Here is a 24,189-nt window from a genome sequence, read left to right as displayed (position 1 = left end):
GTTATGCTTGGGCGACGCCACGCGGCGGCACGAACCAGTGCGGCTTGGAGTAGTAGAGCAAGCCATCCTTGAACGTCCACTGTTCTAGCAGCGTCGTATCGATCGGCTCGCCTGTCTCGACCGCCGATCCGACGAGATGAAACTGAATGACTACGTCATAAAAAGACGGGGCGTTCACAGCCGCGTTATAGCGACCCACCGCCTCAAACTTTTCCATTTTCCATGTAGAGAAGAAAATGCCGAGGAACTGGAGAAAGCCCTCGCGCCCGCGATAGCTGCCACCATAGGGAAGCGCCCGCGACTGGACCACCTCGAACTCCGGATGGACTAACTGCACAACGGCATCGAAGTCTCCCGTTGCCATAGCGGCCTGGAAGCGTGCTACAAGATCGAGTTCGTTACTCGCCATATCTCTCTCCGTATAGTGTTTGGCTCGAATGAATCAGCGCTCGTATGTTGCATTATCGAGGACTGCACGCGCCGCACTGGCGGCCTTCGCCACCCGGTCAGCAGCCGACATCCCCTGGTCCTTGAGAGCCGTTAGGGGAACCTCGATGTCTATCGCAGTCGCAAGCGGGATCGCCCCCACCAGCTCCTTTAGCGGCCACACACCCTCTCCGGGGACAAGACGGTTGAGGCCCTCTGCCAGATAGTCATCCATGGAGCCCAGCGTGGAACCGTCGCAGATTTGCGCATAGCTGATGTATTGGGCCGGTATTTTGCGCACATCCTCAATCGACGCGCCGGTCCGGATGAGATGGAGGAAATCAAGCGCTACGCCGACATTGGGCATATCGACCGCTTTGGCAAAGAACAAGCCGCGTTCAAGTGTATTGCAGGCTCCGATCAGGCCCATGAACTCAATACCGGCACCGATGTTGTACTCGGCTGCCATCTCGCAGAATGCGCGCAGGCTGTCGATCGCTCTGTTCTCATCAAGGTCATGGATATGCACCACCGCACGCGCAGCGTTCAGTTCCGCGCCCATCTCCAGATAAGGCCTGTAATCCTCCACGTTGATGCCCTGCGCGATAGGGAACATCTCGATATTCGCCAATTCGATGCCATTGTCGGCGAGGCTTCGCTTCATTTCAGCCTTGGTTGACGGCGTGATCGATGGAAAATGGAACTGAGGCCATCCCTTACCAGGGAAGGGATCGACGGGGTCGTACACCCACGTCACGATGCGTTGGCAATTATTCGCCGCAGCCAGCCCCACGAGTTCAAGAGGGGTCACGTCCAGAGCCGTCAGTTGATGCAGTGCCAGAGGTCGCATAGTTTTTCTCCTGTCTTGTTCGGCGGCTTTACTGCCACTCGGACTGGTCGGGAACCTGACGAAGCTGATTGCTGCCATCCCAATCGGCTGCGGCACGCTTCATGTAATCGAACAAGGGGGTGAACACGGGATCGAGGCGAACAACTTCCAAATACGGAATATCGGGGCTCTTCATATCGAAGAAGATATATTCGCCCCCAAGGCCGATGCGCGCTTCCTGAGCGGCAGTGATGCCGACCTTTGCAAGATCACGGCGCGTGGCCTCCACGTCAGGCGAACGTACCAGCGCATGGTGCAGCCCGGCCCGCTTGCCATTCGTCCAATCCGTGAAGATCGACTCGGCATCGTTGTGCTGGTGAATGAACTCGATCTGAAGCCCCTGCCAGTAGCCCAGCGCGATCGACTGATCAATCACTGTCGATGCACCGCGATATTTCACGTCGAGCAGATCGACATGTTCCATATGAAAAAATGGCCCGGCGCCGAACGTCCGCACCCAGAAATCCACGCTTGCGGGGATGTCCGTGGTGATGAAGCAAATCTGCTCTATCGTGCCTAACCCTGCAGGTAGGCCTTGCGTAATCGCGAAAGGATTAACCATTTTCAACTCCTTAGTTCCCACACACGGCGCGCGGTAAACCTTTTTCTTAGGTCGCCGCCAGCTTAGCCATCATCTACCCCCCGGGCATCAGGTCCAGCGCCAAATGACAGCGCCAGAACAATATGATTGCGGGTTCAGGCCCAAGCTTCGCCATGCGACGCATCCGTTGCTACGCACTTCTTCGTCGGTAGCCTGACGTCAGCATTGACTTGCCGCCGCGGGACCTGCGAGAGCGCGCGAAACTGGGCTTTCGCGCACAAGTCCCTCCCGTGTTCATGCGACGCCTTTCTCCAGCGTGACCAACCCGCTCACAGCTTGCGGCGTACGATGATGCCCGCGGCGTCGCGATCCCAGGTGGTTGCAGTGACGCCTTCGTCGCGCAGCACGAACTTCTGCACGCGACCCGTCGGGTTTTTGGGCAGTTCCTTGCGAAACTCGTAATAACGCGGCACAGCGAAGTGGGGCAAATTATCGATCGACCACCGGCACACATCTTCTTCGGTCGGGGTTGCTTCTTCCCGCAGGACTATCGTGACCTTGATGTCGTCTTCGCCTTTCTGCACGCCGGTGGCATGCACCGCCACCTCCTGAACCCAGTCATTGGCGATGTAGGTGCGTTCAAGCTCGAAGCTCGAGACGTTCTCGCCGCGACAGCGCAGATAGTCCTTTTGCCGGTCGGCGAAGTACAGATAGCCATTCTCCATACGACCCAGGTCTCCGGTATGCATCCAGAGGTTACGCCAGGCCCGAGACGTGTCTTCCGGTCGCCGCCAATATCCCTCGAACATGACGTGGGGATATTTGGGCCGGAATACGATCTCACCGATTTCGCCCTCTGGCACCGGGCGATCATGCTTATCGAAGATCTTCACTTCAAATTCCTCAGCTGGCCGGCCGGCGGAGGTTTCCGGAGGATTATCATCCATGGTCGCCAAGGTCACGCGCGACCCTTCAGTCTGCCCGAACGCCCAGGATGACGCGGTAGCAACGCCGAAGCGTTCCTTCCATACTTTTCTGATCTCAGGCGTTATGGGATGTCCCACGATCATGCGCAATTGGCCGAAGCAGCGCTTCTCAGCCTCGCTCTCGGCGGCATGGGCGATGAGGGCGAAAATGGACGCCATCAAGATGGCATTGCGGGCGCCAGATTGTTCGATGTCCGACCAGAAGGTGGTTACCGAAAAGCGTGGCCAGATCGCCACGCGATGGCCAGCCACTAGCGCCCCCATTACTGCAGTCTGGGCGCTACTGTGGAACAGCGGCAGACACGTCCAAGTGACTTCGTCAGCCGTCTCCGGCATGCACCGGCGCTGCTGCCGGCCCTGCATACACATGTAGTTATGGCTGATCATGCAGCCCTTTGAAGGTCCGGTAGTTCCCGACGTGTAGATCAGGCAGGCGAGATCGCTTGGCTCGATGGGCGTAGCGATCGGAGTGTCGTCCGACCCTCGATACTCGTCGAACGGCTGGATGGGTATGCTGCACGGTGGAAAGGGGCCTTGCGACCGGCACAGGATGAGCGATACCTGATCGAGCCTGTCGGATATTTCGAGCAGCCGATCGAGATAAACCGGATCGCAAATGATCAAGCGCGCACCCGCATCGGCGATCTGATGACGCAGGAACTCCTGCTTGTAGGCATTGTTGATCGGTACCCAGAGCGCGCCCAGCTTATTGATGGCGAACCATGTCGCGACCACGTCGACACTCGTGTCGAGCAATGTAACGACGGTCGCGCCCTTTTCTATGCCAAGTCCCGCCAGCGAATTCGCCAGGCGGGTCGAACGCCGATCGAGCCCGGCATAGGTGATCGTGTCGCCCTGAACGTCGAGAAAGACCTTGTCCCCCGCACGATCGACGGCGCGAGCCAACGCATTCACCACTGTGTCGAGACGGTCGGGACGAAGCTCGTCATCCGGTTCACCGCCGTTGAAGGACTGTGAGCGACTCTCGGCATATTCGCTATTTAACATGAGCAGGACCTCGTCTAAATGGTTAAACCGCTTCAAAAACGAAGGTCTTATTAGCCGCGTTGTTTTCTCTTGTCGAGACGTTGCGTCCCGGATCGCGGCGTTTGGGGGGCTATTTGACAGCAGCGGCAAATCTTCTTGCGATTATGGACAGGCGCCGTCGCCAGCAGCCTTGCTGTTCACCGAATTCTACAGGAGCGGCAGACGGCTCTCGTTCCCCCTAGAACAATGGTCGCGGCGTCGTCGAGTTTTAAGCCAGATCCAGTGGCATCTGGTTTAGTCGAGCGCGGGCCGCTTCCCAGGTTTCTTCAGGGCGGGCCAATTTCTCGATCTCAGCTGTTGAAAGCTTTCCGGCCTTTCGTTTTGCTGGGGTTTTGCTGGGGTTTTGCTGACTGCCTTGGCTCCCTTTTCGAGCCGAAAGTGCGCGCCAGATGTGTAACTCACCGCCCGGAATTGCGCTGCGTCCAACTGACTTGGGCGAACTGTGCTCGTTGTTCTCAATGGAGGTATCGAGAGTATGGAATTTGAAATTCTTGATCGACGGATGGCGGTCTTCCAACTCGAGCCCTTCGCACATCTCTAACGTACCTAACAAGTCCCACTACATCAGCCGGTCGTAAATCCGTATGGCATTGGCGCCGGGAAGAAGCGAAACAGCCGCACAAGGAAAGTGAGCGCCTTGTCTTTGCGGCGCAGCTCGCGCTCAAGTTGCTGGATGCGCTTCGCCCTCGTTGCGGTGGTGAATAGTACGGAACCCGAGCGTTCCAATGCCTGACCACAGCATGAGCATACGTCTCTTGCCAGGACTGATGATTGAGATGGCAATAGCATTTGTCCCGGCTGTACCAGACCGTTTTCCGCCTATGCGTTTCCCCTATGCTTGGCCTCGTCCGTTGCCGAGACGTTCTTTTCGATCGGCCCTGTCAACGGTAAATGCATTCAAAACGCAGCCAAACAAGTGAGGGCAAAACTTATGCGAAACCCGGTAATCGTCGATGCGATCCGCACGCCCATGGCACGTGGCAAGGCAGGAGGCGCGCTCTCTACTCTTCACCCCACCGACCTGCTCGCAGGCCTGTTCAAGACCCTGATGACACGCCACGATTTGGATCCGGCCACCGTCGATGACGTCATCGTCGGCTGCGTCAGCCAGGTCGGTGAGCAATCCGGTGCACCCGGCCGGCTCGCCTGGCTCGGTGCCGGACTGCCGGAAACGGTACCCTCCACCACCGTGGATCGCCGATGCGGTTCCAGCCAGCAAGCCATCCATTTCGCCGCTCAGGGCATCGCCGCCGGAGCTTATGACATCGTCGTCGCCGGCGGTGTAGAGTCGATGAGCCGCGTCCCCATGTTCAGCGCTCGAATCGGCCAGGACCCTTTCGGTTCAACTCTTTACGAACGCTACCAAGGTGGCTTGATCCCCCAGGGCATAGCCGCCGAACGCATCGCCGCGCGGTGGAATATCAGTCGCGTGGAGCTTGATGCCTACTCTTCCCGCTCTCACCGGCTCGCGGCCGCCGCCAGAGACTCAGGAGCGTTTGCCCGCGAAATTATTCCAGTTAGCGCCAACGGCATTGAACTGCGCCATGACGAAACCATTCGCGATACAACTACCAGCGAAGGCTTGGCCCAGCTCACGCCCTCGTATATCAACGATTACTGGCTCGAACGCTACCCGGACCTGAACTGGAGCGTAACCGCAGGCAACGCATCGCAACTGGCCGACGGCGCGTCCGCCATGCTGCTGATGAGCGAGGACACTGCCGTGCGCCTGGGTCTGACCCCGCGTGCACGCTTCGTGGCTTTCGATGTCATCGGCGACGACCCGATCATGATGTTGACAGCGCCGCTGTCCTCCACCCGTCGGGTACTGGCCAAGGCTGGCCTGCAAGCCAGGGACATTGATCACTTCGAGGTCAACGAAGCCTTCGCCAGCGTCCCCTTGGCCTGGCTTAAAGAGTTCGACGTCAACCCGGAGTATCTCAACCCCCGTGGTGGCGCCATCGCCCTTGGCCATCCTTTGGGTGCTTCCGGCGCTCGCCTGATGACCACGATGCTGCACGCCCTCGAACAAACCGGCGGGCGTTATGGCCTGCAAACCATGTGCGAGGCCGGCGGTCTCGCCAACGCAACCCTCATCGAACGACTCTAAAGAGGCAACAGCACTATGAATGTGACAGGAATTTCGGCGGTCGTGACCGGCGGAGCATCGGGTCTGGGCCGTGCCACAGTGGAAACCTTGCTGGCACAAGGTGCCAAAGTAATCATTGCTGACCTGCCCGGCTCGCCTGGCGCGGAAGTCGCCAGCGAACTGGGCGCCAACTGTCGCTTCGTGCCGGCCGATGTCACCAGCGAAGATCAGATGAAAACCGTATTCGCTGCCGCCAGCGACCTCGGTCCCCTAAGGGCCACGGTGCATTGTGCTGGCCGTGGCGGTCCGCTGCGGGTGGTGGACAAGCACGGTGAACCAGGTTCTCTGGAGCATTACGAAACGATTGTGCGCATCAACCTTGTGGGCACTTTTAACGTGCTGCGCCTGGCGGCCGCCGAAATGGCAAAAGGCGAAGAAATCGATGGCGAGCGAGGCGTGGTAATCCTTACCGCTTCGGTGGCGGCATTTGAGGGACAGATCGGCCAGATTCCTTATGCCTCGGCGAAGGCCGGCATTGTTGGCATGACCATCGTCGCAGCTCGTGACCTGGCGAGCCGTAAGATCCGTGTATGCACCATCGCGCCCGGCACCTTCGACACCCCGATTCTGGCCCGCGTCACCCCCGAGGCACGCGAATCGTTGGCCAAATCGGTGCCACATCCTGCACGCTTGGGGTACCCATCCGAGTACGCCATGCTGGCAGCACACATCATCCAGAACCCGATGATGAATGGCGAGACGATCCGCCTTGATGGCGCCATCCGAATGCCACCGCGCTGAGAGCACGAGATGACCGGGAAGAGCAACCGCTCTTCCCGGCACCTTATTTCGACTTCGAAAAGGACACATAGATGGACAAGTTCGACTGGAGGTGCTCGACATGAGCATGCTTGATTCACTTGCTCTGACCCCAATACCTGCCGAGGACGAGGCGTTACGTGCGCCCGTTCGGGCTTTCCTGACGAAAGCGATGTGCGAGGTACCGGCTCATATTCGGGCCAAGTCGTGGGGCGGCTATGACGCAAACTTCAGCCGCAAGCTGGGTCAGCAAGGCTGGCTCGGCCTTACCCTTCCTAAAGAATATGGCGGTGCGGGGCGCAGCTCTTTTGCCCGCTATGTGCTGGTTGAAGAACTGCTCAACTTTGGCGCGCCGGTGGGCTCGCATTGGATCGCTGACCGCCAGAGCGGGCCGCTGATCCTCAAATATGGCAGCGAAGAGCAGAAGCAGCGGTATCTCCCCGCGATCTGCCGTGGTGAGTCTTTCTTTTGCATCGGTATGAGCGAGCCCAATGCGGGTTCCGACCTGGCCAGCGTAAACAGCCGTGCCACCCGTACCGAAGATGGCTGGACACTCAGCGGCCAGAAAATCTGGACCACTAACGCTCAGCATTGCCATCACATGATTGCCCTGGTGCGTACATCAGGGAGTGCCCAGGATCGCCAGCAGGGCCTGTCCCAAGTGATCGTCGATCTGTCGCTGCCCGGCGTTACCGTACGCCCGATCACCGACTTATCCGGCGACAGCCATTTCTGCGAGGTCTTCTTTGACAACGTGCAATTGCCAGAGGACGCGCTCATCGGCACGCAAGGCAAGGGCTGGGAACAGGTGACCGCTGAGCTTGCCTTCGAACGCAGCGGCCCCGAACGCCTCTATTCCAGCATCGTGCTATTCGATCAGTGGCTGACCTTCGTGCGTACCGCCGCCGGACGTAACCCGTCCTCGGTACGCCTGGCCGGCCGTTTGTTAAGTCAACTTGCACCGCTGCGCGCCATGTCGATCGCAGTGACCGGCAAGCTGGCACGCGGCGAGAGCCCGACCGTGGAGGCAGCGTTGGTGAAAGACCTGGGCACCTGTGTCGAGCAGGCAATTCCTGCAGCCATTGCCGATGATCTGTTTTCGCGTGAAGGGCAGAACGTACCCTTGGAACTGCTGCAGACCCTCAACTACGTCACTCAGGTGGCACCTTCGTTTTCATTGCGCGGCGGTACGCGCGACATTCTGCGCGGGATGATCGCACGCGGCCTCGGTCTACGTTAAGCATTCAAGGAGTCCTCTATGGACGATCTCTTTTCAGACGCCGTTCGCCGCTTGCTGGCGAACCAATGCTCTCTCGAGACAGTACGCGAAGTCGAAGCCGGGAAGTCGACACAATCGCTCTGGCAACAGATCGACGAGGCGGGTTTCGCCGACGCACTGGTCAGCGAAGATCAAGGCGGCGCCGGCCTGTGTCTGTCAGATGTGTACAACGTGTTTGAGTTGTGCGGACGGTACCTGTTACCGCTGCCCTTGGCCGAGACCATGCTTGCCCGTGCACTGCTGGCTCAGGCCGGGCTGGCTCGACCAGGTGGCTGCATAGCCTTGGCCACTGGCGTGAAAGTAGAAGGCGGCCTTAAGAGCAACATAGTGCGTTATGGCCGGATGGCCGACTATGTTTTGCTGGCCGTTGATAACCAACTCCTGTTGCTGCCCAGCGCGCAGGCAGAGGTCAGGCCGGCTGATTTCCCGCTCGACGCCAGCCTGCACTGGTCGGCCGAAATGGCAACTATCGCTGTAACTGTCCCGGGTGCCCATGATGTCCAGATGTTGTTGGCTTGCATCTATGCAGCCAAGCTGACCGGCGCACTGATGCAGGTGTTCGAAAGCACGCTGCAATATGCCAATGATCGCCAACAATTCGGCCGCCCGATCGGCAAGTTCCAGGCTATCCAGCATCAGCTTGCAGTCATTTCCGAGCACGTTTTCGCCGCCCGCATGGCAGCGCAGATCGGCTGTAACTCCAGTACCAGCGAGCCTGATCGGGTGCGCGTTGCGGTGGCCAAGGCGCGCACCAGTGAAGCCGCAGTAGAAGTTGCCGCACTGAGCCACTCCATCCATGGGGCTATCGGCATTACCGCCGAGTTTGACTTGCAGCTCTACACCCGCCGCTTGCATCTCTGGCGCCAGACGGGAGGCTCCGAGTCGCGCTGGCATGAGGTACTTGGGGAGGCTCTGGTAGAAGGCCAAGATGGCCTGGCCCTGGACCTTCTGCGCAATGCAACAGACATACACTGACCCGAACAGGAAACACCAATGACCCCATTCTTGAAGCTCGAACGCGAGGGCCCTGTGCTCATCATTACCATGAGCCAGCCCGCGACCCGCAATGCACTGACCGGTAACAGTGCTGTGCCTGAGTTCGTCCAGGCCTGTGCCGATATTGCCCGGGACTCCAGCGTGCGCGTGGTGATTCTCACTGCCGAAGGTCCGGTCTTCAGTTCGGGCGGTAATGTGAAGGACATGCAGCGCTATTTCACCGAGAAGCTCACACCCGACGTGATCCGCGAAGAGTACCGCAACGGTATCCAGCGGCTACCGAAGGCGCTGTACAACCTTGATGTACCCATCATCGCCGCAATCAATGGCCCGGCCATAGGTGCGGGTCTGGATCTGGTCTGTATGTGCGACATTCGGATCGCTTCGGAGCAAGCTACCTTTGCCGAGAGTTTCGTCAAGATCGGGATTGTTCCCGGCGACGGTGGCGCGTGGTTGTTGCCGCGAGTGGTGGGGATGTCCAAGGCATCGGAGATGGCCTTCACCGGCGAGAGCCTGACGGCCGATCAGGCACTGGCGTGCGGCCTGGTCTCAAGGGTGGTGGCCCCAGACGCGCTGCTGGCCGAAGCACGCAAGCTGGCCGAACGTATCGCCGCCAATCCGGGTGGCGTACTGCGCATGACCAAGCGCCTGTTACGCGAAGGTGAACGCAGCAGCCTGGACTCGTTGCTCGAGACCAGCGCCGCCTATCAGGCCATTGCCCATCTGACGCCTGACCATGAGGAAGCAGTACGCGCTTTCGTGGAGAAGCGGGCACCGAAGTTTTCCGCGTGACCCCCGGCATCACCATAGACGCCTGAACCCTGCCTGGGCGCAGCGTGGCTTGTGTTTCTTGCTACCACTGCCACACAGTCTGCGCCCATACCTCGGCAAATGGCGGCGAGCCGAGGTCCGATCTTGGCACTGCTCTCACCCCTTCAATTGACTTGTCTGTCCCACCCTGCCCAGAATGGTTTACGCAGTTCACGCTTCAACACCTTTCCAGCCCCGCTCTTGGGAATGCTGTCCACGAAGTCGACTGACTTGGGTACCTTGAACCCAGCGATGCGCTGCCGGGCCCAGGCGATGACGTCTTGCGCGCAAACCTGCGCCCCTGTCTTCACAACCACGATTGCCTTGACCTCCTCACCCCATTGCTGAGATGGCACCCCAATCACTGCGACCTCGCAAATCAGTGGATGGCTGTAGATTGCATTCTCGACTTCGGCTGGGTAGATATTCTCGCCACCCGATACAATCATGTCCTTGATGCGGTCATGGATATACAAGTAGCCGTCCACATCGAGATAGCCAGCATCGCCGGTCCGCAGCCAGCCCGCGCTGTCGAGGGTACGAGTGGTGGTTGCAGGGTCACGCCAGTAGCCTGTCATATTGCCCGGCGAGCGCGTCACGATCTCGCCGATCTCGCCCGCAGCCAATGAATGGCCATGCTCGTCCTGTATGCGAATTTCGACGCCTGGCAACGGCTTTCCGCAGGAACGCAGACGTGGTGAATCCCCGTCCAAATGGTCCTGCGCTGAAAGTTGCACAATGCTGGCGCAGGTTTCGGTCATACCGTAGCCCTGCACAAAGCCGCACCCGAAGATATCCATACATTCTTTGAGTAACGGATGAGGCATCGGGCTCCCGCCGTAGGTGATGTACCGAAGGCGGCTGAAATCTACTTGCCTTGCCCGCGGATCATGCACGATCTTCTGCAAGGCCGATGGCACCAAAAAAAAGCTATTCACTCCGTCACGCTCGATATAGTCGAGCACATCGTGCGGCTCAAATTGGCGAGCGACAACCGACTTGATGCCGTGGTACATCGCCCAGATCGCGGTCGAGGTGCCGCCGACATGGGACACTGGCATCGCCAAAAGACTGATATCGTCCGGTAGGTACTGACCAGCCGCACTGCCTTGCGCTGTCAGCAGTTCGCGTATGTGGATGAAGTTGCGATGGGTGAGCAAGACTCCCTTGGGCCGGCCGGTGGTACCGGAGGTGTAGATCTGCACCGCGGTATCGTGCGCAGCAATGGCGATAGTTGGTTGCTGCCTGGCCTGAGCAGTTCGCCACGAGGCGAATGTTTCCTGACCTGGAGTGTCACTTTCCATCAGGATGATGTGCTTCAGCCATCTTGATTGAACCATAGTGTTGGCTGACGCAAAGGCGCTATCTGCAAACAGCAATCGGGCCTCGCTGTTGTCCAGGATATAGGCTACTTCCGGAGCGGCCAGCCGCCAACTGATGGGTACCAGGACGATGCCACTCCTGATCGCACCGAACAGCAGTTCCAGGTAACTGTCGCTATTCCTGCCCAAGTACGCGATGCGATCGCCCGCCTTCAGCCCTGCGGCCAACAAAGCATTGGCGACCTGATTGCTATGAATATCGAACGCTTCGAAGCTCGTTTCACGGCCTTCGAAGAGCAAAGCGGCCTTCTTCCCGTAGAGCTTTGCGTTGTATGGGGGGATATCGGCCAATGTAGTGATGGGAAGCTGAGTATGCATCGGGCTTGTACCTCGCGAATTTTCCAGACTGTCATACGCAACATAGGGGAAGCACACTGGCGCCAAACGCCTTGGTAACGCCAAGACAAATGCGATTGCCAGCTCAATCAGATGCGTTGATCTGGACGCACGGCCGACGGCATTGGCTAATTTCGCTGGACCGGTAACGGCTTTGTTCTGCATAGGAACTATGGCCGCGAAGATGTTGTTGGCCAGGAGTATCGGCACCAGAATCGCGCCACATCCCGGCGACTTTTTCAATCGCCGATAAGCAAGACAACGCATCGAGTGCCCATCAGGAGAGCCCCTATGCCGGAAGTTGAGTTCAGCGTCAGCGAAGGTATCGCCACCATCACCATCAATCGACCCGAGGCCAGAAACGCGGTCAATGCCGCAGTAGCCTTGGCCATTGCTGACGCCACGGACCAGATCGATCAGCGCGAGGACATCAGCGTTGCCATCCTGACGGGGGCCGGCGGCACCTTCAGCGCGGGGATGGACTTGAAGGCCTTCTTGCGTGGCGAGAACGTCAAACCCTATGACCGCGGCTTGGCGGGCCTGACCAATGCATCCATCCGCAAGCCGTTGATCGCTGCGGTCGAAGGCTATGCCTTGGCGGGCGGTTTCGAGATGGCGCTAGCCTGTGACCTGATAGTCGCAGCCGAAACGGCCAGGTTCGGTCTACCGGAAGTCAAGCGCGGACTGGTGGCCAACGCCGGGGGACTGGTGCGCCTACCGCGGCAGCTGCCCTACCGGATTGCGCTGGAGTTGGTGCTGACCGGTGACATGGTGTCGGCCCGAGAGCTGCACGGTTATGGCCTGATCAATCGGGTCGCGGCCGAAGGGCAAGCCCTGGCAGTGGCCCAGGAGCTGGCTCGCAGCATTGTCGCCAATGGGCCGCTAGCCACCGCCGTGAGCAAACAGGTAGTCAAGGAGTCCCTCGACTGGCCTAGCAACGAAGTGTTCGAGCGCCAAGATGCGTACACCTTGCCGGTGTTCAAATCGAGCGATGCCCGCGAAGGCGCCAGTGCATTCGCTGAAAAACGCAAGCCGGTCTGGACCGGGAAATAAGCGGGACGCGGGGGGTAATTCGCCATGGGTCGGGGCAGCACGCGATCGAGGCTACAACCACACGCGCCCTTGCCGGTATCCAAACATCGAGCGTCGGGCTGTGGCAGCCCCGCCGCTCATTCATCGTAGGGGTCATGCATGACGTATGAGCAGGAAAATCTGACAGCACTGCGTACACAAGTGCGCGACTGGTTGGCGAACAACGTTCCAGCAGATTGGCGCGTGCAGATGACGGGAGTGGGCAGCGATCAGTTCGTAGCCTTTCAGCGCGACTGGATGCGGACACTGGTCAGCAGTGGCTACGCGACCTCACACTGGCCGGCAGGTTGGCCAGGGGGCGGTCGTTCACTCGACGAACAACTGGTGATCATCGAGGAGTTGGTCAGGGCGGGAGCACCCCGGCTGATTCTGTATTTCATTTCGCTGTACCACGCGGCGATGACGCTATCGGAATGGGGTAGTGAGGAGCAGAAGGCACGCCACTTGCCGGCGATTCTCAATGGCGAGATCTGGTGCCAGGGTTTTTCCGAGCCCAATGCCGGCTCGGATTTGGCTTCGTTGAAGACACGGGCCTATCGTGACGGTGACTTTTACGTCGTCAATGGCCAGAAGACCTGGTCTACCCTCGGTCAGTATGCTGACTATTGCCTGCTGTTGGTGCGCACCGACACGAGCGTACCCAAGCAGGCGGGAATTACCTTCCTGCTGATGGACATGAAGAGCCCGGGCATCGAGTGCCGACCGATCCGGCAGATTACCGGTGACGAAGAGTTTGCCGAGATCTTCCTGACCGACGTAAGGATTCCCGTGGTCAACCGACTCGGTCAGGAAAATGAAGGCTGGCGAGTAGCGCAAACCACGTTGAGCTCTGAACGTGGAGTGGCGATTTTCGAGCTGGCCGAACGCATGGCTTCAGCACGCTGGCAACTGCTCGAAGCACTGTCGGGGCCGGACGGCACGGTCGACGACGACCAACTGCGGCGAGAAGCTGTCGACGTTTTTACCCGTATCGATGCGCTACGTGCACTGGTCAACGAAATGATGGGCAATCTGATCGCGGGCAAGGAAATCGGCGGTGCGGCCTCGATTGTCAAGCTCAACTACGCCCAGGTATTGCGTGAGTTCACCGCTCTCGGACTGAAGGCCCATGCCGGCTCGCACCTGCTGGCCCCCTATACCCTGGGTGTCGGGCATGAAACGGGTAACTGGACCTTCGACTACATGAACTCCTTTATGTGGTCGATTGCCGGCGGCAGCAACGAGATTCAACGCAATATTATCTCCGAGCGCGTGCTCGGTATGCCACGTGAAAAGGCGATCTGATTCCGCCTGCCGTGGTGTTGACTGCGTACACGAATAACCCATAGAGCGGAGACTTGGTTTGGACGCATTTATAGACAAAAACGAGTTGCGCGACTCAGCCCGCCACCTGCTCGAACGTTACATCGACCGCCAGGCGTACCTGAGCCACGATGTTTCTTCGGCGGTCCCGGATCGAAAGTTATGGCAACTCATTGCCGAGCTGGGCTGGCTCGGCCTCACGGTTGACGAGGACAAGGGCGGGCTGGGCCAGCCCTTTGCGGTGCTGTCGGTACTCTACATTGAGCTGGGCCGGGCACTCTCGGCGCAGCCCTTCGCCAGTGCCATGATCGGCCTCGAGGCGGCGAGCCATGCCCAAGCGACTATCGCAGCAGCTTCGGTGGTGGCGAGTGCAATCGTCGGCGACGCCATCGTGGTACCGGTCATTGGCAGCGACTCGCTACGCCTGAGCCAGCAGGCGGGTGGCAATGTGCGACTCGACGGCAGAATACGCAACGTACTCGACGCCCCTCATGCTACTCACCTGCTAGTTCCACTCGACGGTGAGGAAGCGGCCGTGGCCCTGCTTGCTCTGCCCTATCCCGGCGTGGTGGTTAGTCATCGCCCCACTTGGGATAGAACGCGACAGATTGCCGATATCGAGTTCAACGGTGTTGTACCGGGTGAGAACGATGTGATCCTGCGCGGTGAAGCGGCGCAGCAAGCCATGGCCCGCCTTCGTGCCCACTTCGATCTTGCATTGGCATGTGATGCCTGGGGTGGCGCCGCCGCCGCGTTCGAGCAAACTTTGGAGTATATGAATCAACGGCACCAGTTCAACCGTCCCATTGCCTCGTTCCAGGCGCTCAAGCACCGCTGCGCTGACCTCAAGGCATCACTGGAGGCAACCCGGGCATTGCTTGAGGTGACCTGCCGCGACGCGGGCGAGAAGCATGCAGGGTGGGAGATAAAAGCCGCCAGCGCTCGACTGTATGTCGGCGCTGTTTACAAGACAGTTACCGACGAATGTGTGCAACTGCATGGTGGCATCGGCTTTACTTGGGAATACACTTGCCACTTGTTCCTCAAGCGGGCACGACTGAGCGAAGTGCTGGGCGGAGCTGCCGAGAAGCGTAAAGACCGTTTGGCACCACAGCTGTTCAAGCTCGCAACGCAAGCTCAGTACCCAGGCCAACATCCCAGCGACATCTTGTAAGAAGGCAGAGGCCCGCTTCCTGCAACAGGAGGCGGGCTTTTTTTATGTGTGTGGATTTCAGCAATTGCAGGCAGCACTGAGCAGCTTAAAGCCCAATGACGAGCAAGCTTGCAGCGCGTCATTGAGCCTCATGAACATTGTTGCTGAGCGTTACTTCCTCAGTCGGGCAATCGCTTCGGCGACTTCGGGACGGGTCATGCTCTCCATTTCATAAGCCAGGCCAAGATCGAATACCGCATGAGCAGTCTGCTCGGTCAAGCGGCTGAAGGCGCGCTTGGTGCCCTCCACTCCGGCACGCGGGAGGCGGACGATATGTCGAGCGATTTCCAGCGCTCGCTCCACAGTGGCTTGCGGGGTATCGACCAAGTCGGTAACCAATCCCATCGCATGGGCTTCGCGCGCAACTAGCCGATCGCCGGTCAGCAGGAAGCGCTTGGCGCGCAGCAGGCCGAGTGACTGTGCCCAGCCGATGATGCCGCCATCGCCCGCGACCAGCCCAATGGCGACATGGGGGTCGGAGATATGAGCGTCAGCATAAGCCACGACGATATCGCACAATGTCATCAAGGTAGCACCCATGCCGGCGGCGGCCCCCTGCACCGCTGCTATCACCGGAATCGGCAGGCCATTGAGTGTGTGGAAAACACGTCGAGCATCGCGGACCATGCGCAAACGAATTTGCAGCGAGTCGCGCGCCTCAATGATTTCATCAAAGTCACCACCGGCCGAGAACACCTTACCCTGAGCGGAAAGTACTAGTACGCGCACATCTTCGTTCCGGGCGATGCTATCCAGGGCATCGGCAAATTCGATATGAGCGAGTTCGTCGAAACGGTTGGACAGCCCTGGGCGTGATAGTTGGATATGGGCAATCTGGCCATTGATCTCGAGCTGCAGGGTAGAAAAACTCATCGTCATGGGTGCCTCTTGTTCGAAAAAAAGGAATGGGAATGTCTCATCGCTGAACGAATAAGATGGGCTGGCTGATGGCCACCTGGGATTTAGGCGCGTCCAGTTCAGCCAGTAGCGCATGCTCGCGGACGCGGTAGTCTTCGACGGCCACGTGCTTGACCGGTCCGAAGCCTCTGATCTCGGTGGGTGCGTGCGCCAAGTCGATGGCAGCCTGGATGTTGTCCGAACTGATCTTGTCGACAATCTTATCGATCAGCGAGCGATAGGCATCGATCAGCGCCCGTTCCATACGCCGCTCCCGGGTATAGCCGAAAGGATCGAAGGCAGTGCCGCGTAGGCCTTTGAAGCGCCGCAATACACGAAACAGCGGCAGCACCCACTGGCCGAACTCACGCTTCTTCGGTCGCCCATTGGCCGGATCGCGCCCCGGCAGCATCGGTGGAGCGAGGTGGAACGTCACCTTGAAATCCCCGGCGAACTGACTACGCAGCTGGTTCCAGAACCTAGGATCGGCATGCAGGCGCGCGACTTCGTATTCATCCTTGTACGCCATGAGACGCGCCAAGGTGATGGCTACTTCGCGCACAAATACCGTACCTTGCTTGAGCTGCTTGGCCTGGACGCGGCGCTCGATATCGCGCACGAAGCTTTGATAGTGCTGTGCGTAGCTGGCGTCCTGATATTCGGTCAGCAGTTTGACCCGGCTATCGAGCACGGCCTGCACGGTTTCCAGATTGGCCAGGGTGACCGCGGGCTTCTGCGGCTGCAAGGCTTGCGGGTCGTGGGCGGCGAGACGGCCCAGGGCAAAGGTGCGCAGGTTGCCGTCAACGAAGGTGCCATTAAGGCGAATCGCCTGTTCGATGGATTCGACGGCCAGGGGCAGGAGCCCCTTTTGCACGGCATAGCCAACCATCAGGATATTGGTCGCGATGCTGTCGCCGATGAAGTCAGTGGCCAGGCGGGTGGCGTGGAAGCAGAACAGGTTGCCGCCGTCGATGGCCTTGCTGATCACGTCACGCAGCTTGTGCTCATCGATCTGCAGGTCGCGCTGAGTCTGGAAGGCGCCTGTGGGGGTCACGTCCATGTTAAGGACCGCTGTGGTCGCCCCGGGCTTGACCGTCTTGATGGTTTCCGGGCCGGCGGCAACGATCATGTCACAGCCGAGCAGCAGGTCGGTCTTTGCGGTGTCCAGGCGTGAGCTGTAAATCCGGTCAGGATGGCTGTCGATACGGATGTGACTGGTCACCGCTCCGCCTTTCTGGGCCATACCGGTTAGATCCAGGATGGTACAGCCCTTGCTTTCGAGGTGCGCGGCCATGCCAAGCAAGGCGCCCACGGTCAGCACCCCGGTACCACCGATACCGGCCACCAGCACGTTGTAGCCGTCCTGCAGAGGTGCCTGGGTAGGCCTTGGCAGGGCTGCGATCAGGCTTTCGATACGGTCGTTGGCGACCACCGCCTTCTTGGCGATCTTGGCGCCAGTGACGGTCACGAACGACGGACAGAAGCCCTTGACGCAGCTGAAGTCCTTGTTGCAGCTGGACTGATCGATCATCCGCTTACGCCCCTGCTCGGTTTCCAGCGGCTGGATGCTGACGCAGTTCGACTGCACCGAGCAATCGCCGCAACCTTCGCAGACCTGGGGGTTGATGAAGACCCGCTTGTCCGGATCGGGAAAGGTCCCGCGCTTGCGGCGCCGGCGCTTTTCGGTGGCACAGGTCTGTTCGTAGACGATGGCGGAAACACCCTTGAGCTCGCGCAGTTCGCGCTGCAGCGCGTCGAGATGGTCACGGTGATGGACCTTGACACCGTCGGGCAGCATGACGTCGAAGAATTTGTCCGGATCGTCTGTGACCAGCAGCACCGGTTTAACACGTTCGGCCACGAGTTGGTTGACCATGTCGACAGGCCCGATGTCAGCCTCGATTGGCTGCCCGCCCGTCATGGCGACCGCATCGTTATAAAGCAGCTTGAACGTCATGTTGGCCTTGGCCGCCACTGCCGCGCGGATGGCCAGAATGCCGGAGTGGGAATAGGTACCGTCACCGATGTTCTGGAAAAGATGGGGCATCTCGACCAAGGGGCCAACCGAGACCCAGGGCATGCCGTCGCCGCCCATGGGCATCGGCTGCATGGTGCGCCGCTCTGGCATGACATAGGCAGCCAGGCCATGACAGCCCACGGCACTGAGCGCCACGCTGCCCTCGGGGATCCGCGTACTTGTATTGTGCGGGCAGCCCGAGCAATAGAATGCGGGGCGGTATACATTGCTGCCGGCCGACGACACTCGTTTCTCGATACTGGTGAACCATTGCGCGCGGGAGGTTACGTCCGCAACTGGCAACCCCATCTGTTCCAGGACACCTCGCAACGCACTTCGCACGATTGAAGGCGACAGCTCTCCGACAGCGGGTAACAGTGCAGTTCCGAAGAGGTCTTGCTTGCCGACCAGAATGGGTCGTTGTTCGGCACTCAGGCGGTAGAGGTGGCGAGCGAGCTGGTCTTCGATAACCGGGCGTTTCTCTTCAACCACCAGCACTACTCGGCTACCCTCGGCGAAGGCCACCGCCCCCTGTTGTTCCAACGGCCAGATCATCCCTGGTTTGTAGACGCGAATACCCAGTTCTAAGCAACGCTCCCCATCCAGCCCAAGGTCCTTCATGGCCTGGCGCAGGTCCAGGTAGGCTTTGCCAGCTGCGACGATCGACAGCTCGCGGCGTGGGCCGTCGAGCACCACTCGGTCAATGCCGTTAGCACGCACGAAGGCCGCAGCGGCCGGCAGGCGCTTGTTGATGACCCAGTCTTCCTGGACCAGAGGTGGCAATTTGGGCCGCAGGTTGAGCCCCTCCGGTGGTAGCGGATCATCAGGGACGATGAACTCGCGATGGGCATAAGGCAGCTCGACCGAGGCTGCGAGGTCGAGCGTGTCGGTGATGCACTTGAGGCCGACGTAAAGCCCGCTGTAACGCGACAAGGCCCAGCCGAACAAGCCGAACTCGAGGATTTCCTGGATCGTCGACGGATAGAGCACGGGAATGAAACTCGCGATCAACGTGTGCTCGGACTGGTGTGCGCTGGCAGACGACTTTCCGCCATGGTCATCTCCCACTACGGCGAGGAAGCCACCATGAGCCGCCGCACCTTCAAGGTTGCCGAGCTTGAGCGACTCGCAAGCACGGTCGACACCCAGGCCTTTGCCATACCAGAGTCCGAATACTCCTTGGTACTGACTCTTGCCGTACCACTCCAGTTCTTGAGTGCCACGAATCGCGGTAGCAGCCAGCTCTTCGTTCAGACCCGGCTGAAAACGCACGTGGTGCTCATCGAGCAGCTTTTGTGCCCCCCACAGAGCAGCGTCGTAAACGCCCAGAGGCGACCCCCTGTAACCCGAGATGTAACCGGTTGTGGCCAGGCCCCGGGCATGGTCTCGGCGCGCCTGATCCAGAGGAAGGCGCACGAGCGCCTGGTTCGAGGACAGAAAAGCTCGGCCCTGTTCGAGCTCATACTTGTCGTCCAGCGTAGTAACGCCCTTGGTCATGTCAGTCAGGTATCCAATGCAGTGAATGATTCGAGGAGTGCCTCTGCATGGCAGTTATAGGGGATGCGGAAAAAATCTCCTTGTCTGTCGCTGAACAGTGTTTTGAATCGGCGGTGTGGCTGTCGACGTAATGTGCCGTAGTACTAGAAAGCACAGGTCGGCATCTTGCGTGCGCAATCAAGATGCCTTACCGGGAGAGTCAATCGCCCGAAGACAATGGGACTTACCATCGTTTGGTACCCCCTCCCCTTCGAGTGTCATTCAATCTGTCAGCCCAATTGGACCGGACGATGCGCAAGGCAGGAGAAGGGACTTGAAAACCCATCCATGAGGTGACCAAACGTGGGACAACGAATCCTGTTTGCCAACGCCAAGGTATTCGATGGCAAACGCAGCTACAGACCTAATACTGCCGTCGTCGTCGAGGGCGAAAAAATTACAGTTGTTGGTACCGAGCCTGCACCCTTGCCCGGCGACCGACGCATCGACCTGGCTGGAAAGACTCTGATGCCGGGAATGACCGTCGGCCACTGGCACGGAGAGTTTGCCGAGATCGGCCCTCCCTTGTTCTCTTCAGGTCGTGCCGGCACTTTTCTGGGCGAGGAGAAACCGCCAGCAATTCTGGCCTTGCAGTACGCCAACTCAATGCGTGCTGCGCTGTATTCGGGAGTGACCCAGGTGGTCTCCGCCTCCTGCGGCCATAACCACGACGCCCAACTGCGCATGGCCAAGGAAATCGGACTGATCCAGGGCCCACACATCACACCCTGCAGCCGCCATGTGACGTCCACGGGCGACTATGAGGACCGCGGCCAGTGGTGGTGCACATCGGCCCCCCCACAAGATGGCATTCGTCGCTATGGGCAGAACGTGTTCGCCGATGGCGTCGACCAGATCACCAAGGCGGTGCGCGAAGAGATCCTGTTCGGTGCCGAGATTATCAAGCTCTTGCTCAGCGGTGGCCACGGTTTCATCTGGAGCAAGGGTTACCGCGGTATCTCCAAGGCAGAAATGTACGCAGCGGTGCAAACCGCCCATGAGCGTGGCATGCGAGTGCGGGCTCATGTGGCGACCCGTGAGGCAATCCTCGAAGCCATCGAAGCGGGTGTCGACATTATCGACCATGCCGACTTCATGGATGAGGCGTGCATCGACAAGATGCTCGAGCATGATGTGACCCTAGTTCCGAGCATGCTGTTTACCAAGATCATCGGCCACTCCAGGACCGACACCCCCAGCGACCTCTCCGACCCCGACCAGCGTGGCTGGCTAAATGCGCTAAAAATGCTGCCCATAGCCAACGAGGCTGGCGTGCGAATCGTACCCGGCGATGACTTCGGCGCTCAGGGTCTTCCTCACGAGCCAGGCATCTATGCCCGCGAGCTCGAAGTCTACGTCAATGACATGGGTATCCCAGCGTTGGATGTGCTGCGCTGGGCTACCAGCAACGGAGCCGAACTGGCACGGTCCGGGCATACCACCGGGACGATCGAGGCCGGCAAGCTCGCCGACCTGCTGATACTCGACGGCGACCCGGTTGCCGACATTGGCATCCTCACCCAGCCGGGGCGCTACCTCAAGGCCGTGATGCAAAACGGCCGCTTCATCAAAGACGAACTCTAATCCGATAGATCTGTGCCGGTCGCCCTCCTGAGTAAGCCCCGACGCTCCTCATTCATCAAGGATCATAAAAACAAATGAAACGAATCGAAGTCACCCTGCCCTCTTCTATCGACAGTCTGCAGGTCGTCGAAATCGAGCGCCCACAGCCAGGTCCGGGCGAACTGCTGGTCCGGATTCGCGCTTCGTCCCTGAACTTCCACGACTACCTTGTCGTAAGTGGAATCATGCCCGCCGACGCGGGCCGTGTGCCGCTGTCGGACGGTGCCGGCGAGGTGATCGAAGTCGGCCGAGGCGTACAGGCATTCCAGCCGGGCGACCGGGTGGTGGGTACCTATTTCACTGACTGGCTCGACGGACCGCCCAATGCCGATCAGGTCAAGCGCATGCGCGGCGAGCAGGTCGATGGTTTCGCCAGCGAATACGTGGTCAGGCCTGAGTCCGATTTCGTCAAGACACCACAAGGCTTGTCGCATGAGCAGGCTGCAACCCTGCCGTGCGCCGGCCTGACAGCTTGGCGTGCAGTGGTAGTTGAGGGCCAGGTCAAGCCGGGTGACACGGTTTTGGTCCAGGGCACGGGCGGTGTTTCCATCTTTGCCCTGCAGTTCGCCAGGATGGCTGGCGCGCAAGTCATCGCCATCACCTCATCCACGGAAAAGGCGCAGAAGCTGCACGCGTTGGGCGCCTCGCATGTCATCAACTACTGTGATGAACCCCAGTGGGGCGCCAAGGTACGTGAGCTCACTGGTGGCCGAGGGGTGGATCACGTTGTGGAAGTGGTCGGCGGCGAACAAATCGTACAGAGCTTCAAAGCCTGCCGCGTGGGTGGCAGCGTCTATATGATCGGCGCGCTGAGCCGCCGGCCGCTGCAGTTTCCGGCGGGCTTGATCATCACCGCAAACATTCGCTTGGTGGGCGTCACCGTCGGCAGTCGCGCCCATCTGCAAGGCATGATGCAAGCCATCGCCGTCAACGAACTGAATCCAGTCATCGACAGTGTATTTCCTCTTGCCGACCTCAAGCAGGCCTTTCAACATCAGGAAGCCAAAGCACACTTTGGCAAGATCGTCATTTCGATCTGACAACACTACGACGGGAAAGTGGCTACGAGTCGATCAGCGTCAAAGGTCGAACCTTGCGCCCGAGATCGACTCACAGTTCCCTCCATTGATATCGGAATAATTGAGGAGGAAGCAATGAGCACACCAAGTACACCGGCCAACTCGCGCCTCGAAGGCGCCGGTAGTGACTGGCCACAAGACTCGATCGCTTTGCATCGCCTGTTGGCAGAGCGTTTCAGCTGCCGCGCCTACCTTGCGAATGAAGTGCCGCGCGTCCATATCGAGCGCATGCTGGAAATGGCACAGCTATCGGCCTCATGGTCAAATTCTCAGCCCTGGCAGGTGCTGGTAACAGAAGGCAAGGGCACTCAACGCTTTCGCGAGGCCTTATTCGCTCACGCCAGCGCCGATTACGCGGCAAACGGCGGAGTACCGAGCGCCGCGCCAGACCTCCCCTTCCCGCCGGCCTACCGCGGGATCTACAAGGAACGAAAACGTGAAGTGGGCTGGCAACTTTATGAAAGCGTCGGCATTGAGTACGGCGACCGAACCGCGTCCGCCGAGCAGACGCTGAAGAACTTCAGGCTGTTCGACGCGCCACACATGCTGCTGATCACTTCGGAGCGCGACTTGGGCGTCTACGGTGCCATCGATAGCGGCCTCTATCTGTCGAACGTTTTACTCGCCGGGCAGAGCCTAGGCATCGCAAGTGTGGCGCAAGCGGCACTGGCGATATATGCGCCTTTCATGCACGACTACTTCGGCATCCCTGATAACCGCATGATCGTTGCAGGCGCCTCATTCGGCTATGCCGACCCTGGGCATCCAGCCAATAGTTTCAGGTCGCGGCGCGCCGATCTGCAAGAGGTGGTGCACTGGGTTAGTACGTAATGGCCATGGGCGGGTGATCGCTTCACCCGCCCGTGTTCGTCACTGGCCACTAAACACGGGTTTGCGCTTCTCGCGAAACGCGGCAACACCCTCGCAAAACCCCTCAGTGCGTCCGGCCAGCCGCTGATTGGCGCGTTCCGCTGCCAACGTTTCACTCAGTGTGTGATCGAGGGAAAAACGCACGCCCTGGCGGATCAACGCATAAGTCTTGGTCGGCCCTTGTGCCAAGCGGCTGGCCAGCGCTTGAGCCTCCTCAGCCAGAGCCTCGTCTTCTACCAGCCGATGAATCATCCCCCACTGTTGCGCCTGCTCAGCCGAAATGCGCTCGCCCAACATCATCATTGCCTGAGCGCGAGGGCGACCAATCGAGCGGGTCAACAACCAGTGGCTACCTGCATCCGGGATCAGACCGATGTTGATGAATGCCTGCAGGAAATAGGCTGAGCGTGCCGCCAGCACAAAGTCAGCGGCCAGCGCCAACGCACACCCTGCCCCAACCGCCGGCCCGTTGATAGCGCTGATCACTGGCAACGGCAAATCGAAGAGACGCTCGACAATGGGGTTGTAAAAGTGCTCCACCTTGTAGCCCAAATCATTGCCTGGGCCAGCAGCAGTCAGGTCCGCGCCGGATGAAAATGCCCGCCCCGCTCCAGTCAGCAGCAGCACCCGCGCGCTGCTGCAATCGCGGATGGCATCCAGTGCCTCAATAATTTCTTCCAACATTTGGGTATTCAACGCATTCAATGCATCGGGTCGATTGAGGGTCAACGTGGCAACGCCAGCCTGTTCATGGACGGTAATGTTCTGATAATCGCTCATCGTGTAATTCCACAGTTTGTTCCTCCAAAAGCGATACCGCCAATAGCCGGGGATCGCCACGAATCCCCATGTTAGGCGCCGAGCGAAGGCCCCGAACGACTGGAAAAGAAGGACCATTAGCCTGTGCTGGCAATTGCGCAAATTAAGGGAATGTTCTGAGAGTGCCGCTCAATATGATCT

General features: G+C 59.4%; 20 protein-coding genes. 11 read left to right on the top strand and 9 right to left on the bottom strand.

Annotated elements, in window-relative coordinates:
- Position 1: 1 nt before the first annotated feature.
- The 5 genes from AC07XF_RS00580 to AC07XF_RS00560 all read right to left on the bottom strand — a co-directional run bounded on the left by AC07XF_RS00580 (position 2) and on the right by AC07XF_RS00560 (position 4,442).
- Positions 2-409 carry a nuclear transport factor 2 family protein gene (locus AC07XF_RS00580; protein WP_495024963.1) on the bottom strand — a complete coding sequence of 136 codons (408 nt, stop codon included), beginning with the start codon at positions 407-409 and terminating at the stop codon, positions 2-4.
- Between the two features lie 33 nt (positions 410-442).
- Positions 443-1,276, bottom strand: a complete 834-nt coding sequence (locus AC07XF_RS00575; RefSeq protein WP_495024962.1) for a sugar phosphate isomerase/epimerase family protein — start codon at positions 1,274-1,276, stop codon at positions 443-445.
- A 28-nt stretch (positions 1,277-1,304) separates the two neighbouring features.
- Positions 1,305-1,877 (bottom strand): VOC family protein, encoded by a 573-nt coding sequence (locus tag AC07XF_RS00570; protein ID WP_495024961.1) that lies wholly within the window; start codon positions 1,875-1,877, stop codon positions 1,305-1,307.
- Positions 1,878-2,185: 308 nt separating this feature from the next.
- Positions 2,186-3,850 carry an AMP-binding protein gene (locus AC07XF_RS00565; RefSeq protein WP_495024960.1) on the bottom strand — a complete coding sequence of 555 codons (1,665 nt, stop codon included), beginning with the start codon at positions 3,848-3,850 and terminating at the stop codon, positions 2,186-2,188.
- A gap of 247 nt (positions 3,851-4,097) precedes the next feature.
- Positions 4,098-4,442 (bottom strand): hypothetical protein, encoded by a 345-nt coding sequence (locus AC07XF_RS00560; protein ID WP_495024959.1) that lies wholly within the window; start codon positions 4,440-4,442, stop codon positions 4,098-4,100.
- A gap of 378 nt (positions 4,443-4,820) precedes the next feature.
- On the opposite strand from AC07XF_RS00560, the gene AC07XF_RS00555 reads away from it, so the two are divergent.
- The 5 genes from AC07XF_RS00555 (at position 4,821) to AC07XF_RS00535 (ending at position 9,864) form a co-directional block, all read left to right on the top strand.
- On the top strand, positions 4,821-5,999 hold the full coding sequence (locus tag AC07XF_RS00555; protein ID WP_495024958.1) for a thiolase family protein: 1,179 nt from the start codon (positions 4,821-4,823) through the stop codon (positions 5,997-5,999).
- 15 nt (positions 6,000-6,014) lie between these two features.
- Entirely contained in the window at positions 6,015-6,779 is a 765-nt protein-coding gene (locus tag AC07XF_RS00550; protein ID WP_495024957.1) for an SDR family NAD(P)-dependent oxidoreductase, read from the top strand.
- 100 nt (positions 6,780-6,879) lie between these two features.
- Entirely contained in the window at positions 6,880-8,037 is a 1,158-nt protein-coding gene (locus AC07XF_RS00545; RefSeq protein ID WP_495024956.1) for an acyl-CoA dehydrogenase family protein, read from the top strand.
- 18 nt (positions 8,038-8,055) lie between these two features.
- A complete protein-coding gene (locus AC07XF_RS00540) occupies positions 8,056-9,051 on the top strand; it encodes an acyl-CoA dehydrogenase family protein (RefSeq protein ID WP_495024955.1) in 996 nt (331 codons plus the stop codon).
- Between the two features lie 18 nt (positions 9,052-9,069).
- The gene (locus AC07XF_RS00535; protein ID WP_495024954.1) at positions 9,070-9,864 is read left to right on the top strand and encodes a crotonase/enoyl-CoA hydratase family protein; all 795 of its coding nucleotides are present in this window, start codon (positions 9,070-9,072) and stop codon (positions 9,862-9,864) included.
- A 143-nt stretch (positions 9,865-10,007) separates the two neighbouring features.
- Here the strand turns inward: AC07XF_RS00535 and AC07XF_RS00530 are convergent, their stop codons facing one another.
- Entirely contained in the window at positions 10,008-11,867 is a 1,860-nt protein-coding gene (locus tag AC07XF_RS00530; RefSeq protein ID WP_495024953.1) for a fatty acid--CoA ligase, read from the bottom strand.
- A gap of 24 nt (positions 11,868-11,891) precedes the next feature.
- Between AC07XF_RS00530 and AC07XF_RS00525 the strand changes: the two genes are divergently transcribed.
- The 3 genes from AC07XF_RS00525 (at position 11,892) to AC07XF_RS00515 (ending at position 15,168) form a co-directional block, all read left to right on the top strand.
- A complete protein-coding gene (locus AC07XF_RS00525) occupies positions 11,892-12,653 on the top strand; it encodes a crotonase/enoyl-CoA hydratase family protein (RefSeq protein ID WP_493172134.1) in 762 nt (253 codons plus the stop codon).
- A 138-nt stretch (positions 12,654-12,791) separates the two neighbouring features.
- Complete coding sequence (locus tag AC07XF_RS00520; RefSeq protein WP_495024952.1) at positions 12,792-13,976, top strand: acyl-CoA dehydrogenase family protein; 1,185 nt, start codon at positions 12,792-12,794, stop codon at positions 13,974-13,976.
- 58 nt (positions 13,977-14,034) lie between these two features.
- Positions 14,035-15,168: an acyl-CoA dehydrogenase family protein gene (locus tag AC07XF_RS00515; RefSeq protein ID WP_495024951.1), complete on the top strand. Its 1,134-nt coding sequence runs from the start codon at positions 14,035-14,037 to the stop codon at positions 15,166-15,168.
- 150 nt (positions 15,169-15,318) lie between these two features.
- On the opposite strand, the gene AC07XF_RS00510 is transcribed toward AC07XF_RS00515, so the two are convergent.
- Positions 15,319-16,086 (bottom strand): enoyl-CoA hydratase/isomerase family protein, encoded by a 768-nt coding sequence (locus AC07XF_RS00510; protein ID WP_495024950.1) that lies wholly within the window; start codon positions 16,084-16,086, stop codon positions 15,319-15,321.
- Positions 16,087-16,123: 37 nt separating this feature from the next.
- Positions 16,124-19,618 carry an indolepyruvate ferredoxin oxidoreductase family protein gene (locus AC07XF_RS00505; RefSeq protein WP_495024949.1) on the bottom strand — a complete coding sequence of 1,165 codons (3,495 nt, stop codon included), beginning with the start codon at positions 19,616-19,618 and terminating at the stop codon, positions 16,124-16,126.
- Positions 19,619-19,960: 342 nt separating this feature from the next.
- On the opposite strand from AC07XF_RS00505, the gene AC07XF_RS00500 reads away from it, so the two are divergent.
- From AC07XF_RS00500 to AC07XF_RS00490, 3 genes are all read left to right on the top strand, one after another.
- On the top strand, positions 19,961-21,241 hold the full coding sequence (locus AC07XF_RS00500) for an amidohydrolase family protein (protein WP_495024948.1): 1,281 nt from the start codon (positions 19,961-19,963) through the stop codon (positions 21,239-21,241).
- Between the two features lie 74 nt (positions 21,242-21,315).
- The gene (locus AC07XF_RS00495) at positions 21,316-22,320 is read left to right on the top strand and encodes a zinc-dependent alcohol dehydrogenase family protein (protein ID WP_495024947.1); all 1,005 of its coding nucleotides are present in this window, start codon (positions 21,316-21,318) and stop codon (positions 22,318-22,320) included.
- A 114-nt stretch (positions 22,321-22,434) separates the two neighbouring features.
- Entirely contained in the window at positions 22,435-23,190 is a 756-nt protein-coding gene (locus AC07XF_RS00490; RefSeq protein ID WP_495024946.1) for a nitroreductase, read from the top strand.
- Positions 23,191-23,229: 39 nt separating this feature from the next.
- Here the strand turns inward: AC07XF_RS00490 and AC07XF_RS00485 are convergent, their stop codons facing one another.
- Complete coding sequence (locus AC07XF_RS00485; RefSeq protein WP_495025083.1) at positions 23,230-24,009, bottom strand: enoyl-CoA hydratase-related protein; 780 nt, start codon at positions 24,007-24,009, stop codon at positions 23,230-23,232.
- Positions 24,010-24,189: the final 180 nt, after the last annotated feature.

The organism is Pseudomonas sp. GW821-FHT01C01 (assembly GCF_059422645.1).
Note: the sequence above shows the minus strand (reverse complement) of the source record. Positions and strands in the feature narration are given on the sequence as shown.